The 12,802-nt window shown below is 70.5% G+C and carries 13 protein-coding genes; 5 read left to right on the plus strand and 8 right to left on the minus strand.

Annotated elements, in window-relative coordinates:
- Nucleotides 1-11: 11 nt before the first annotated feature.
- The 3 genes from WMF14_RS11130 to WMF14_RS11140 all read right to left on the minus strand — a co-directional run bounded on the left by WMF14_RS11130 (nt 12) and on the right by WMF14_RS11140 (nt 2,374).
- Nucleotides 12-914 (minus strand): WGR domain-containing protein, encoded by a 903-nt coding sequence (locus WMF14_RS11130; RefSeq protein WP_437800716.1) that lies wholly within the window; start codon nt 912-914, stop codon nt 12-14.
- A gap of 36 nt (nt 915-950) precedes the next feature.
- Nucleotides 951-1,247, minus strand: a complete 297-nt coding sequence (locus WMF14_RS11135; RefSeq protein ID WP_272101604.1) for a DUF2288 domain-containing protein — start codon at nt 1,245-1,247, stop codon at nt 951-953.
- Between the two features lie 125 nt (nt 1,248-1,372).
- The gene (locus tag WMF14_RS11140; RefSeq protein WP_437800718.1) at nt 1,373-2,374 is read right to left on the minus strand and encodes an alpha/beta hydrolase; all 1,002 of its coding nucleotides are present in this window, start codon (nt 2,372-2,374) and stop codon (nt 1,373-1,375) included.
- 861 nt (nt 2,375-3,235) lie between these two features.
- Here WMF14_RS11140 and WMF14_RS11145 point away from each other — a divergent pair.
- On the plus strand, nt 3,236-4,213 hold the full coding sequence (locus WMF14_RS11145) for a DNA/RNA non-specific endonuclease (RefSeq protein ID WP_437804182.1): 978 nt from the start codon (nt 3,236-3,238) through the stop codon (nt 4,211-4,213).
- 11 nt (nt 4,214-4,224) lie between these two features.
- On the opposite strand, the gene WMF14_RS11150 is transcribed toward WMF14_RS11145, so the two are convergent.
- Nucleotides 4,225-4,635, minus strand: a complete 411-nt coding sequence (locus WMF14_RS11150) for a nuclease A inhibitor family protein (protein WP_437800720.1) — start codon at nt 4,633-4,635, stop codon at nt 4,225-4,227.
- Nucleotides 4,636-4,846: 211 nt separating this feature from the next.
- Here WMF14_RS11150 and fbaA point away from each other — a divergent pair, with 211 nt between their 5' ends.
- Complete coding sequence (gene fbaA, locus WMF14_RS11155) at nt 4,847-5,920, plus strand: class II fructose-bisphosphate aldolase (RefSeq protein WP_272101607.1); 1,074 nt, start codon at nt 4,847-4,849, stop codon at nt 5,918-5,920.
- Between the two features lie 109 nt (nt 5,921-6,029).
- Here fbaA and WMF14_RS11160 read toward each other — a convergent pair whose 3' ends face one another.
- Nucleotides 6,030-6,422 carry a hypothetical protein gene (locus WMF14_RS11160; RefSeq protein WP_437800722.1) on the minus strand — a complete coding sequence of 131 codons (393 nt, stop codon included), beginning with the start codon at nt 6,420-6,422 and terminating at the stop codon, nt 6,030-6,032.
- 149 nt (nt 6,423-6,571) lie between these two features.
- Nucleotides 6,572-6,937, minus strand: a complete 366-nt coding sequence (locus tag WMF14_RS11165) for a hypothetical protein (protein ID WP_437800724.1) — start codon at nt 6,935-6,937, stop codon at nt 6,572-6,574.
- A 371-nt stretch (nt 6,938-7,308) separates the two neighbouring features.
- Here WMF14_RS11165 and WMF14_RS11170 point away from each other — a divergent pair, with 371 nt between their 5' ends.
- The 3 genes from WMF14_RS11170 to WMF14_RS11180 all read left to right on the plus strand — a co-directional run bounded on the left by WMF14_RS11170 (nt 7,309) and on the right by WMF14_RS11180 (nt 11,285).
- Nucleotides 7,309-7,530: a hypothetical protein gene (locus WMF14_RS11170; protein ID WP_437800726.1), complete on the plus strand. Its 222-nt coding sequence runs from the start codon at nt 7,309-7,311 to the stop codon at nt 7,528-7,530.
- 107 nt (nt 7,531-7,637) lie between these two features.
- Complete coding sequence (locus WMF14_RS11175; RefSeq protein ID WP_437800728.1) at nt 7,638-8,915, plus strand: AAA family ATPase; 1,278 nt, start codon at nt 7,638-7,640, stop codon at nt 8,913-8,915.
- Between the two features lie 9 nt (nt 8,916-8,924).
- Nucleotides 8,925-11,285 (plus strand): tetratricopeptide repeat protein, encoded by a 2,361-nt coding sequence (locus WMF14_RS11180; protein ID WP_437800730.1) that lies wholly within the window; start codon nt 8,925-8,927, stop codon nt 11,283-11,285.
- A 51-nt stretch (nt 11,286-11,336) separates the two neighbouring features.
- Here the strand turns inward: WMF14_RS11180 and WMF14_RS11185 are convergent, their stop codons facing one another.
- Together WMF14_RS11185 and WMF14_RS11190 are read right to left on the minus strand one after the other, a co-directional pair.
- Nucleotides 11,337-12,260, minus strand: a complete 924-nt coding sequence (locus tag WMF14_RS11185) for an HTTM domain-containing protein (RefSeq protein WP_437800731.1) — start codon at nt 12,258-12,260, stop codon at nt 11,337-11,339.
- Nucleotides 12,257-12,802 (minus strand): hypothetical protein, encoded by a 546-nt coding sequence (locus WMF14_RS11190; protein WP_437800733.1) that lies wholly within the window; start codon nt 12,800-12,802, stop codon nt 12,257-12,259. The genes WMF14_RS11185 and WMF14_RS11190 overlap by 4 nt, the downstream gene beginning before the upstream one ends.

The following is a 12,802-nucleotide window of genomic DNA, read 5'->3' on the forward strand; positions in this document are numbered from 1 at the left end:
GTCCGGGCGACTCACGCCGCGCGCATCCGCGCGACCCGCTCCTCGACGTGCGGGTCGCCGCCCGCGTCGATGCCGGCGAGGAGCTCCTTCAGCGAGCGCCCGCGGTGGGCGAGGTGCGCCTCGAGGTGCGGCGAGAGCGCCTTCCAGCGCCGCGCCCACCCCGCCTCGGCGCTCATCGCGCCGTGGTGCGGCCGATCGACGAGCAGGGCGCCGAGCCGGAGGCCGAGCTCGGGATCGTCGAGCTCCTCGAGCTGCCGCTTCAGGAGGGCGAGCGCTCCGGCGGCCGGAGAGGTCGCTGGCGGGGCCTTCCAGGTGTCGCGCACCGCGCGCGCGAACGCCGCTGCGTCGAGCTCCGAGAGCAGCTCGATCGCGCGCACGAGCGGCAGGCGATCGCGCGCGCTCGGCGCGACGACGCGGGCCAGGAGCGCGTCCAGCGCGGCGGACAGCGCCCTGTCGGTCGCGGGATCGAGCCCGCCGAGCGACTCGAGCGCGCGGCGGGCGCGTCGGACGGCGCGCCCGAGCACCCAGCTCCGCCGGCCGCGCGCGGCCGAGACCGCGGCGAGCGCGTGGATGGCGGCCTTGCGCCGCGCCTCGGTAGCCTCGCCGGGCTGGACGCGCGGCGGCAGATCGAGCTTCGGCGGCGGCGGGGGCGCGGCCGCTCCGGCGGTGGCAGCGGGGGCGCCGCCGGCGGGCGCGCCGCCCCCGGCGGCGGCCACTTCCTGGTAGCCCTCCCTGAGCTTCTCCGCGACCTTCTTGTCGCACTCGCGCTGCGCGGCCTCCGCCGTGGGGAACGCCTTCTCCTTGCGTTGCCCGGCGGTCCCCAGCCGCCCGTAGACGACGATGAACGTCGTGTCGTCCACGTCGGCCATCCAGAACTTGGCGCTCGTCCCCTGCACGAACTCGAACCGGCGCATGCGGGCGACGATATCACGCCGCGCTGGCGGCGCGCCTCACGACGGCAGCGGCGAGGCCGGCTGGCGGACCAGCACGAACGGCGCGACAACGAGCGACAGGAAGCGCAGATCGTGCTGCTGCGGCCAGCGCACGAGATCGGCGGCCGTCGGCTTGGTCAGCTTGCCGGCCGCGATCCAGGCCTCCACCGCGGCCGTGTCGTTCGCGGCCATGGCCTCGCCGACGTCCAGGAGATCGAGATCGGCGGCGACGACGATGACCGCATCGCGCACTGTGTGGGCGCGGAGATCGGTCCAGAAGACCTCCCCGAGCGTCTTGGCGAGCTGTTCGCGCATGGGGGCAGCATAGATCCCGGGCAGCGGCCGCCAAGCCGGCGATCCGCTGCCCGGGCGACGGCGGGCGGCGGCTGCCGGCCGTGGCGCTCCGGGCAGGCGGCGCGGCCGGAGGCTCCGATCGAGCCCTACCAGCCCATGTTATGGTGAACCCAGCAGTCGATCTGCTCCCAGCCGACCCGCGCCTTGCGATGGCCGTTCAGGATATGGCCGGTGTCAGGGACGATCGCGGTCGTGACGAACTCGGCGCTGGCATAGAGCGCCGCGTCGGAGTCCACGTACGACGCCGGCTGCAGCGCGTCCGTCTCCCCGAACTGGATCAGCACCGGGCTCGTCACCTCGTCGATGCCGGCGAGCGTCGGGTCCTCGGAGACGGCGAGGAGGCTCAGGAACTGCCCGCGCGTGAACGTGTCGGCGATGGTGGTGTTGTCGAAATCGATGAGCGCCGGGTTCGCGTTCGTGGTGTCGTAGAAGATGGCGGTGCGCATCTCCGGTGGGATCGCGATATAGGGCGTCTGCAGCAGCGCGGAGATCGCCTCCGACGGGACCGGGATCGGGTGCGGCGTGAAGGCCAGGCCGGTGTTCACGAGGACGTCCGCGTCATTGTAGGTGCTCTGAACGAACGTGTTGATGATGGCGCCGTTCGAGTGACCGACGAGCGCGACGCGCGTGAAAGGCGTTTTGTAGACGCCGCCCGGCGTGCGCATTTCGGTGATGATCTGATGGACGCTGTCGGCGGTCTCGGCCAGGTCGACGAAGTCGCCGTCGGGCCGGCTGCTCTCTCCGGCCCCGAGCATGTCGAGCGCCAGGACGGCGTATCCCTCCTTCGCCATGTGCTGGGCATAGGAGTAATCGTGTCCGCCGAACGACGGGAGATCCCAGTACTCGTGCGTGTAGGTCAGGCCGTGGACGAGCACCTGGAGGGGGCGGTACTTGGCATGACCCTGATAGTAGAGGTAGCCGACGACGTCGTAGGTGTTGCCGTCGGAGAGGGTCACCGGGAACACGAGGCGCTCCACCTTGATGGGCTGCCTCGACGACGACGCCTCGGCATTGCCCGAAGAGAGCCCGGCGACCGCGAGCGCCGCCGAGAAGAGTGCCGTGCTGAGTGCGCGATAGTACAAGTTCATGAATTGACCCTCATGGTTGCGGCAGGTGATTGGAGGTGAGGCAACGTCTATCGCGGTGCGATATCCCGTGGTCTCTCAGCTCCAGCGCCGCCACGCCGTGTTCGCAAACATTGGACCAGAAAGCATCTCTGTCAACAGGATAGCGCACGATCTCCGCCCGCGCCGCCGCTCGGCAGCATTTCGGAGCGTTGTTGGTCTCCGGCGCGACGCCCGCGGGCTCGCCGGACCCTCGCGGTCCGTCGTGAGGAATGGACGCTGCACGGGTCTTTGCGCGATACCGCAATGATTTGCACGGGTGGGTGGGTGACGCCGGCTGCCGGTGCCGGCGCATGTGCCAGGGAAGGCCTCATCATGACGGCTTCTGTGCTGGCGAACAAATCTCCCCAGGCTTTACGGCTCCTGCCGGACGTCATGGCCAGAAGACGCCATCGCGGCCTGGACATCGTTTGATGAAATGGTGTGCGATTTTTGTGGCTCCGCTGCATCGTGCTCACGGGTCCACGGGTGATGGATCCCCCGCGGACGATTCCCGGCGATCCTCGGCCCTCGGCGCGGCGCGGGCGCGCAGCCGCGGTGCTCCTGGTGAGCGCTGCCCGCGGGGCTGTGACGTCAATGCCGCTCAGAAGGTCGCTTCGGCGCCGATGCTCGGTACGGTATGATGATGCGTCCGAGCGTCTCCGGCTCGCATCCGCGCAGGAGTGAGCGCTCGTCAAGCAAAACCTACCGGCGCGCCTGGCGGGCCGAGCGGCGCGCGCCTCGCCGAGGTCGCGCTGGACGCCCGCGCCGTCCCTGCCGTAGATAGCTGGCAGCGCTGACGTGGGCTCGAACAGGAAGCGACAACAGAAGTCCTCGGGGTTGCGCGTGCTCGTCGCGCTCCTCGTGACCGGGCTCAGCGCGGTGGGGGTCAAGTGTGGCCTCGAGCGCGGGCTCGACGGGCTCGGCCTCGACCTCGGCGGCGGCCGCACCTCCAGGCCGTCGCCGACGCCCGGCCGATCCGGCAGCGCCTCGCCGCCGAAGGCCGCTCCGCCGAAGGGCTCCCCGCCGAAGGACGCGCCGTCCTCGCGCCCGCCCGCGCCGAGCCCCCACCTCGAGCTCGGCGTCCCGGCCCGCACGGGAGCGCGCGCCGCGCGGGCCGACGCGTCCGACGATCACCTGATGATCAAGCCCCAGTACGCCCTCTCCTACAACCGCTCCAGGAACGTGGCGAACTGGGTCAGCTGGAGGCTCGACGCCGCCTCGTTCGGGGACGCCCCCCGCCATCGGGGCAAGTTCCTGGCCGACACCGCGCTGCCGGACGGCTGGTACCGCGTGCAGCACGACGACTACACAGGCTCCGGCTTCGATCGAGGCCACATGGTCCGCTCCGAGGAGCGGACGCGGACCCCCGACGACAACAAGGCGACGTTCCTCCTCACGAACATCCTGCCGCAGCGGCACGAGCTCAACGCCGGTCCGTGGCTGAGGCTCGAGGAGGCGTGCCAGGAGCTCGCGCAGAAGGAGCGGCGGGTGCTGTTCTTGATCGCCGGCGGCCTCTTCGACGAGCGCGAGCGCCCGGCCGCCACCATCGGCAAGGACGTCGCCGTGCCCGACGCGTTCTTCAAGGTCGCCGTGGTCCTCGATCCGGGGCAGGGGCCCGACGACATCGGCCCGGCGACGCGGGTCATCGCGGTGGTGATGCCGAACGAGGCGGGCATCCTCGATCAGGGCTGGGGGCAGTACCGGACGACGGTGGACGAGATCGAGGGGCGCGCGGGCTACGACCTCATGACCGCCCTCCCCGAGGCCGTGCAGCGGACGCTGGAGGCGCGCGTCGACGACGGGCCCGCCGGCGCCCGCTGAGCGGCGCGCGCTCAGGTCTCGACGACCTTCGTCACGAGGCCGAGCCACGCGCCCGACGGATGGCGGCCGACGACGTAGACGTCGATCGCGACGCGCCCGACGCGGTAGACCCGGACGTCGGTGAGGTGGCGCTCGAGCAGGTCCATGAGCCGCCGGTATCGCCCCGCCTCGGCCAGCGCCGCGTCGCCGGCGTCCCCCGGCACGTCGATCACCGGCGCGAAGAGGTCGCCCGCCGTCGTGACCTCGACCGGCGTCGCCGCGCCGAGGCCCTCGGCCGCGAGCAGCGCGGCCGGCGAGGACGCGTCGCCGCGCGCCCGGAACGGGCGCAGCTCGTGATCGGACTCGCTGGGGAACAGCAGGCCCTGCGCGGCCTCCGCGAGGGATGCGAGGAGCTCTTCGGGCGAGATGGATGAGGCCTGCATGTGGATCTCCGGGCGGCTGCTCGGCGAGCGCGGGCTCGCCGTGGGGTGATCATTCCACCGAGAAGCCAGCGGAGAATCCGCTTGCTCCCTGGGCTTTGGCGATGGTACCGGGACCGCGCCCGCCCTGCGGATCCGATCCACCCTTCCGCTTTCCTTCGCCGCGTTGCATGCTCGGGCGAGACCCGAGCAAGGAACAAGGATTCAAGGTGCCATGTCCAAGATGAAGCTCAAGCCCGGCGTGATCACTGGCTCCGCTCTTCAGGAGCTGTTCGAGTACATGAAGAGCGTCGAGTGTGCGCTGCCGGCCGTGAACGTGATCGGCTCGCACAGCACGACCGCCGCGCTCCAGGCGGCTCGAGAGGCCAAGTGCCCCATCATCATCCAGTTCTCGAACGGCGGCGCCCACTTCTTCGGCGGCAAGTTCCTGGACAACAAGGGTGAGAAGGCCGCCATCGCGGGCGCCGTCGCGGGCGCGCACTACGTGCGGAACCTGGCCGAGGCCTACGGCGTGCCGGTCATCCTGCACACCGATCACGCCGCGAAGAAGCTCCTGCCGTGGATCGACGGCCTGCTGGAGCACGGCAAGAAGTTCTTCGAGAAGAACGGAGAGCCCCTGTTCTCCTCTCACATGCTCGATCTGTCCGAGGAGCCGCTCCACGAGAACCTGGAGATCTGCCAGAAGTACCTGCGGCAGATGGCGGCGCTCAACATGACGCTCGAGATCGAGCTCGGCGTCACGGGCGGCGAGGAGGACGGCGTCGACAACAGCGGCATCGACAACTCGAAGCTGTACACCCAGCCCGCGGAGGTGCTCGCCGCGTACGACGCGCTGAAGCCGATCGGCAATTTCACGGTCGCCGCGTCGTTCGGCAACACGCACGGCGTCTACAAGCCGGGCAACGTGCAGCTCCGGCCGCCCATCCTGAAGAACTCCCAGGACGCGATCCAGAAGGAGCGCAAGACGGGCGCGAAGCCGGTCGACTTCGTGTTCCACGGCGGCTCCGGCTCGTCGCGCGAGGAGATCCGCGAGGCGGTGTCCTACGGCGTCATCAAGATGAACATCGACACGGACACGCAGTGGGCCTTCACGCAGCCCATCAAGAAGTACATGGACGACAAGGGCGCCTACCTGAAGTCGCAGCTCGGCAACCCCGAGGGCGAGGACAAGCCCAACAAGAAGTACATCGACCCGCGCGGCTGGCTCCACCTCGGCGAGAAGGGCGTGGCGGCGCGCCTCGTCGATGCGTGCAAGGACCTGAACTCGTTCGACAAGTTCGAGTTCTGATCCGCGGCGAAAGCGAAGGCCCCGCTCGCGCGGGCGGGGCCGGAGCGACGCCTGTCGAAACTCGCCGCCGCGACACCGTGGCGCGTCGATCAACCCACGGGCTGGCTGCTCACGAGGGCGACGGGTGCGCCGCGCTCAGAGAGCGCGGCGGTGCCGCCACAGCAGGGCGGCGGCGAGGCAGCCGGGAGAGCGGCAGGCCGAAGAGGCCAAGCACGGTGAGCTCGATCCCGAGCACGGGCAGGAAAGTGGGTCCCGAGGGCCCCGCGGCGAGGAGCTGGACGAGGGCGAGCGGCGCCGCCACCGCCAGGAGCGCTGTCGGGTAGGCGACGCCGTGCAGCAGCGCGAGCAGCACGCCGACGATCCCCACGGTCAGGCCGCCGTCGACGCTGGGGGTCATGTCCAGCGCGCCCGGCGCGCGCAGCGCGGCGCGGATCCACAGCAGGGAGCCAGTCCCCAAAAGGACCAGCGCGATCGGCAGGTTGGCCGAGGAGCGGGTCGTCATCTTCGGTATCTGGAAAGCCATGGTTCCGGTGCTGGCAGCACGCGATGTGCCATCACGGCTCCCGGGCGGCGACGGGCCGGCCGGCGCGCTGCGCGATGCAGGGAGTGCGGGGCGGCGCACGCCTTGCGCGCCACGATCCGTCGGTCGCGTCAGGGTGAGGGCGGGCCGGGCTCCTCGCCGGCGCCGGGCTCGCCTGCGTCAGGGTGCTCGTGGGTTCGCGGCGGGCGCGCTGGCTCGACGGGCGCGAGCCGGATGCCCAGGTTCAGGAGCTTCACACAGTCCTGCTCGCACGTGGGCCGCCCGCCGGGGAGAAGCGAGCAGTGTGCGACCTCGACGGGCTCCTCGGAGCGGCCGTCGACGACAAGCCGACACCGCACGGGAGCCCCGGTCCGTGGACAGACCAGGGTGGCCTCCGAGGTGTGGTAATGCCGCCGGGCGAGGAGGCGTCTCGTCCCGACGATCGACGCCACGACGCCGCCCGCAGCCGCCAGCAGCACGACGAGCCAGTCTGCCATCGCGACCCCCTGTGAAGAGCGCTGCGGCGCCCACCGCAGCACAGACGACGCAGCAAGGGGTGCGCCATGTGCTGCGCCGAGGCGTGGCCCAGCCGGCGCGGCAGGGTCCGTCCCTCGTTTCATCGCAGATGCATTCGGCGCGCCTCTCGGCGCAGGGCGTGCGCCCCGGAGTCCGGGGCGAGGCGCAGCAGCCCGCTCCGCCGCTGAGAGATGACGTGCGGAGCCGTGAAGAAGCATGGGAGTCGACGGCAACAGGCGCGATCCGGGTGCGGTCCTGGCGGCTCGCCATGGCGGCGCCGCGGGTCGACGTCTTCCGGCTCGATGATTGCAAACCGCCTTTCATCGGCAGATGGCCGCGGGAGGAGGTCGCCATGGCCTGTCATCTGGAGGAATCGGACAAGCTGGTGTGGATCGAGGTCGAGGGGGGTGGCACCGAGCCACGGACGGTGCGCTGCCCGCGGCGGGCGGCGACGGTGGACGCGCGGGAGTGCTTCGCCTGCCCGCGCTACGCGACGCTCGCGATCCATCCGAGCGGGAAGAAGGTCTATCTCGTCTGCGAGCCGTTCGACGACGCGCCCGTCGACGGAGCATAGCGGCGCGAGCGCTGGGAGGCGGGCGGACGGGGCGCGGCGCGCCTTGAACGCCGGCCGGGGACGTGCGAAAGCCTGGAGAGCCACGACGGCGTCCGGAGAGCGTCTCGATGACCCCTCGCCCCAAGCCCACCCGCTCGGCCTGTTTCCAACCGGACAACTACGTCGATCTGGCGCTGTTCACGAACCGGGAGGAGCTCCTCAGCGACTTGGTGGAGAGGCTGAAGAGTGTCCTGGAGCCTGGGGGGCCGGGGCAGGCGAGGATCCTGGTTCGTGGGCATCGCGGGGTCGGAAAATCGATCCTGACCCGCAAGGCGCTCGACACAGTCATCTCGTCGCCCGGAGCGTTCCGGGTCATCGTGGACGGCGCCCAGACAGGACACGGTCCTGACGCCGTTCTCAAGCGCATCGCAGCCGACCTCGGCCGCGAGGCCACGGAAAACGCGAACGATCCGGCGCTGCAGAAGGGCGCGGAGCTGCTCCAGCGCTTCGCCGCGCTCACGAAGGTCAGCGTCAAGGAGGTTCGGCAGTGGTCGCGCAACCTTCAGCTCGGCGTTGCGGTGAAGTCCAAGCTCGTCGAGAGCGTGCAGGTCGAGTTTGGCATCAGCGGCGCCGCCAGCCGGGTCCGGTCCGTCGAGGAGTCGTACGAGCGCGCGATCGACGCGGATTTCCTCAGGGAGAAGGTGCAGGACTTCCTCAGCGATTGCCGCGCCGCCGGGGAGCACGTGGTCCTCTTCGTCGACAACCTCGATCAGGTCGGCTACGCCGAGATCGAGGAGGACGTGCGTCGGGTCACCGACCTGGCGAAGGCGATCCTCGGCTTCCGGGACTGCGTGGTCGTCGCGAACCTCCGGACCGAGTTCGTATCTGCGGATCTGCGCAAGCTGTACTCGAACGAGGTCGTCGTGAAAGGTCTGGAGCCCGAGGAACTCCTCCGGATCGCGAAGACACGGATGGGCACGGCAGGCCCGGACAAGCGCCTGGCCCTCAAGGAAGCCGGCTTCGAGAAGCTGGCAGCGAAGCTCGCCTCGTGGACGACCAACGCCTGGGGGTACCTCTCGTGGCTCGCCGATCTCGACTACGAGCGCATCGACTTCCCGCCCGACGACGGGGATCGCCTGCGCGAGGCCTTGCTCCGGATCGCGGAGAATCGCTTCGCTGGGCTGCGCGGCGAGGAAATCCGCCGGGTCGCGGCGGCGTTCAAGCACGCCCCGCACCAGTTCCTCACAGGCGTCGAGCTCGACACGCATGGTGTGACGCAGGAGCTCCGCGAGCGCGCGCTCCGCTATGGCGCCCTGGTTCCCGACTGGCTGCTCAGCCCTGATCGTTACATGCTCTCGCCCGGGCTCCACTTTCTCTGCGAGCACGCCGCCGGTCAGCTTCCCTGAGGAGACCGCGTGCGCCTGTTCGCCGGCGATCACTTCCCGCGCCTTGCCGTCCAGAGCGGCGATCTGCAGCGACCGTGGGTGATGCCGCTCGGGCTTCCGCGCGCGCACCGCGATCGCCTCGCGCTGCTGCTCGCGCAGGCGCTCCGCGCGCTCGAGCCGGATCTGAAGCTGGTCCAGCTCCGCTGGGCGGAGCGGCACGCCCTGCTCTCGGGCCGGATCAACCTCCCGAACCCGGTGCTCGTCTGGTGGCGCGTCGACGCGGTTCCGGTGGTGGACCCGCAAGCGGTTGTCCTCGACGGGAGCAAGATGACGCCGGGGCTCGCGCTCTACGATTTCGATCAGGAGGTCAGCCTTCCAGCGGAGGCGTGGCTCGGGCCGCTGAAGATCGGGGTGCTGCATCGCATCCTGGATCGGCTGCTCGACGAGCGGCCGGTGGGGGCGTACGAGGAGATCGCGGATGCGATCCGGGAGCTTTCGGCAAAGCTGATCAGCCCGATCGACCTCGTCGATGCGGCCGAGGCCATGGTCGAGGTCGAGGCGCAGGGCGAGGGGCTCGACGCGGCGAAGGCGGAGGCGATTGGACGCGTCGTCGCCGGGCGATTCGCGGGCGGGCCAGCGGACACCGCCCTGCGCGCCCTCGTTGCGGTCGGCAGGGGCGAGACGCTCGGCGCTGAGGGACGCGAGGCGCTGCGCAAGGCGGGGTTCGCGGACACGGGAGGGGTGCTGCCGATCCTCGACCTGTTGTGCGACGAGGAGGTCCTCCGGCGGGCGCTGCTGCAAGTCGCCGCGCTGCGGCGGCTCGAGGGGTCGATCGCGGAGCTGGCCCCCGGGCTGTTTCCCGAGGCGGAGGGGCGGGCGGTGCCGACACAGGCTGGCAGGGACATCGTGTCTACCCAGGTGCCGAGCCCCATCGACGCGCGCTCGCCCAGCCTGCCCGAGCCCCGGAGCATGGCTGTCCGCATGGCGCTGGAGCTCGTCGAGGACGGTGACGCCGAGTCGGGCGCTCGGCTCCTGCTCCGATCTCGCCAGCTACGCGACGACAGCGCCTGGTCGAGCGAGGATCTGCTGGTCGCGGGGCGGATCCTGTACGAGCTGGCGACGGACGAGGATGAGCGGCGCGGGGAGAACAAGGATGCCGCCACCATCGAGCGGATCTCGACGCTCTATGAGGCGGCGGGCGATTGGCTGGAGCGCTCTGGCGCCGCGCCCGAGATCGCCGTAACGGCTCTCGCCAAGGCAGGAATCGGCCGCGTGATGATGCTTCGGTGGGATGGTGCCGCGGTGCTGCTCGAGCGTGGGCGCGAGCTGGCGGCGGCTGCCGGTGATTGGGGCGGCCTCGCCCTCTGTATGAGCCGCTTGTCCCACGTGAAAATCTGGACGGGGCGCGTGCAGGAAGCGATCGAGGACGCGGAAGAGTCCGTGCGACTCTTCCAGCGCGTCGGCTGGCGGCGCGAGGAAGGTGTCGCGTTGAAGACGCTCGGAGATGCCTGGGTCGAGCTGCATCGGCTCGATCGAGCACGGACCGCCTACGAGCGGGCGCTCGCTGCTGCCGATGACGCCGGGGACTCGATCGGGCGCGCTGCAACGCTCCTCTCTCGTGGGCGATTGTGGCGGCTCGAACAGAATGTTAAAAATGCTCGCCAGGATCTCGAGGAAGCCCTGTCGCTCGCCAGAGAGCACGAGAGCCGGCGTTTCGAGGCCGCTGCCCATGAAGAGCTCGGAGAGCTTTCGCTGCGCCGGAACGAGCCGCTTCGGGCTAGGGAAGCTTACGAAGAGGCCGCGCCGATCTATCACTCCCTCGCCGACCTAGCCGGGGAGGCGAGGGCAATCGAGGGACTCGGCGATGCGTGCGCATTGATGAATGATGTGGCGCTTGCGGGAGACGCTTACCAGGCGGCGCTGGAGCTTGCGCGTGAACTGGGAAATCCTTCGCAGGAAGCGGCCCTGATCTTCAAATGTGCGAGGGTGCACCGTCAGGGCGGCGATGACGAAGGCGCGTTGCGAGACTACGAAGATGCCGCGCGCCTCTACGAGCAAGTGGGGGATTGTTCTGCCTCGGGGCGCGCGCTGATGGCGATCGGCCATATCAAGAGCGGCTCTCGCGACTGGCCCAGTACCGCCGTCTGGTACGAGCAGGCCGTCTCCTGTTTTCGTGAGGCTGGCGATCGAGCAGGCTTGAGCGACGCGCTCCATTGCCTCGGCAGTGTGTTGTTCCTCGCGGATCAGCCGGAGAAATCGCGAAAAGTGCTCCTCGAGGCCGTCGACGTCGCGCAAGCCGAGGGTAACGAGCATCTCGTCGCTGAGGCGAAGCGTCTCCTCGACCACCTGGCCGAGGACACCGGGATACGACCCGAGGTCGCGCGGAGATGACCCCGCAGCAGAGCGAGCGCTGGACACGCGCCACTTACTCTACCTACCGGCTCAGCGGTGCCCTGCTGCTGGACTCGCGCGCGGGCGCCTCAGATCGCGCAGCTTCTCCAGCTCGAAGAACCCCGCGAACGCCACGCCGAGCAGCGGGTACGGGAACAGGATCGCCATCGTGAGCAGCACGCCGAGGTGGAAGAGCCAGGCGGCGCTGCAGAAGACGAGCGCGACGCGCCGGCTGAACAGGGCGAGCGGCGCGCCGAGCTCCATCGCCAGGCTGGCGAGCGCGAGGGGCGGGAACAGGAACCGGTAGCGGACGAGCGCGCCGCCGAGCGGGGAGTGCGTGTCGCCGAGCGCGATCTTCCGGACGTTGTCGTAAGCGATGTAGTTGCGGAGGATGTCGCTCGTCGCCCACTCGAGGCCGCTGTTCCGGAGCTTCGTGATCCCGGCGATGAAATACGACATCACCGTGATCGCGCAGAGCAGCCGGATCGGCCAGCCATAGCGGCCGTCCGGCGCCGGCGCGGGGGTGCCGGCGCGGCGCGCCGCGCGCGCGTCGAGCGAGTGCGCGTCCGCCGCGGCCCCGAGGCCGAGCGCGATGACGTGGAGCGCGAGGAGGTTCTCGGTGTGGAACACCATGCCCCAGGAGTTCCGGTAGCTCAGCACCCAGAGCAGGAGCGCGCCGAAGAGCGGCCCTGCGACGCGGAACCGGTAGCCCGCCACGAACGCCGCGCCGGCGGCGATCGCCGCGCCGAGGAGGCCGCGCACCGCCCAGAGGGGGAGCGGCGCGGAGAGCATCGAGATCACGCCGACGGGCCTGAAGCTCTCCGCAGGCAGGTGGCCCACCCGCTGGAAGTGCACCGCGCGGACGCAGAGGTACACGAGGGCGAAGCCGCCGACCAGGAGCCGCAAGAGCGCGAGCCGCTCGGCGGGCGCCTCCGCGAAGAAGGCGCGGTCGAACCGCGCAAAGAGCCGCCTCATCGCGCGCCCACCTTGCACGTCGCGTGGAGCTTGGAGTCGACAGGGGCCTCCTGCCCCTCGAAGAACGCGACGGCATCGAAGGTGTCGGTCCGGATCTCGACCGCGACGAGATCCGCGTAGCCGTCCTGCGCCGCGACGCGCGACGCGATGCCGCGGCAGAGCGCGCGGGCCGCGCGGGCGCCCTGCCGGATGCTCTGCGCCAGCGTGGCCTTGGCCTGCAGCACCTCCTCGCTGCCCACGAGGCGCGGCGGGATCGGCCGCCGCCCGCCCCGGGAATCCACGCCCACGGCGCGCTCCACGGCGGTCTGTGCGTCGTGGCGGCCCCACGAGAACATCGGGTAGGTCGACAGCGGAAAGCTGTCCACCGGAGGGCGGCGGAACAGCGGGGCGAGCATGAGGAGCAGGAGCGCGGCGGTCACGCCGTATGCGTACGCCCGGCGCTCGCTGAAGCGAGCGGCCCCGCGCGGGCTCGATCCACCGCCGGCGCCGGCGCTCACGGCGCCGTCGTGCGGGCTCGATCCGCCGCCGGCGCCGGCGCTCAC

The sequence above is a fragment of the Sorangium sp. So ce693 genome (genome assembly GCF_051521375.1).
Classification (GTDB): Bacteria; Myxococcota_A; Polyangia; order Polyangiales; family Polyangiaceae; genus Sorangium; species Sorangium atrum.

What these genes read in the sequence shown, in the direction of transcription:
- WMF14_RS11170 (WP_437800726.1), top strand. Translation starts at nt 7,309, where the DNA reads ATGGCCTGTCATCTGGAGGAATCGGACAAGCTGGTGTGGATCGAGGTC.
- fbaA (WP_272101607.1), top strand. Translation starts at nt 4,847, where the DNA reads ATGTCCAAGATGAAGCTCAAGCCCGGCGTGATCACTGGCTCCGCTCTT.
- WMF14_RS11150 (WP_437800720.1), bottom strand. Translation starts at nt 4,635, where the DNA reads ATGCAGGCCTCATCCATCTCGCCCGAAGAGCTCCTCGCATCCCTCGCG.
- WMF14_RS11185 (WP_437800731.1), bottom strand. Translation starts at nt 12,260, where the DNA reads ATGAGGCGGCTCTTTGCGCGGTTCGACCGCGCCTTCTTCGCGGAGGCG.
- WMF14_RS11165 (WP_437800724.1), bottom strand. Translation starts at nt 6,937, where the DNA reads ATGGCAGACTGGCTCGTCGTGCTGCTGGCGGCTGCGGGCGGCGTCGTG.
- WMF14_RS11160 (WP_437800722.1), bottom strand. Translation starts at nt 6,422, where the DNA reads ATGACGACCCGCTCCTCGGCCAACCTGCCGATCGCGCTGGTCCTTTTG.
- WMF14_RS11135 (WP_272101604.1), bottom strand. Translation starts at nt 1,247, where the DNA reads ATGCGCGAACAGCTCGCCAAGACGCTCGGGGAGGTCTTCTGGACCGAT.
- WMF14_RS11130 (WP_437800716.1), bottom strand. Translation starts at nt 914, where the DNA reads ATGCGCCGGTTCGAGTTCGTGCAGGGGACGAGCGCCAAGTTCTGGATG.
- WMF14_RS11175 (WP_437800728.1), top strand. Translation starts at nt 7,638, where the DNA reads ATGACCCCTCGCCCCAAGCCCACCCGCTCGGCCTGTTTCCAACCGGAC.
- WMF14_RS11140 (WP_437800718.1), bottom strand. Translation starts at nt 2,374, where the DNA reads ATGAACTTGTACTATCGCGCACTCAGCACGGCACTCTTCTCGGCGGCG.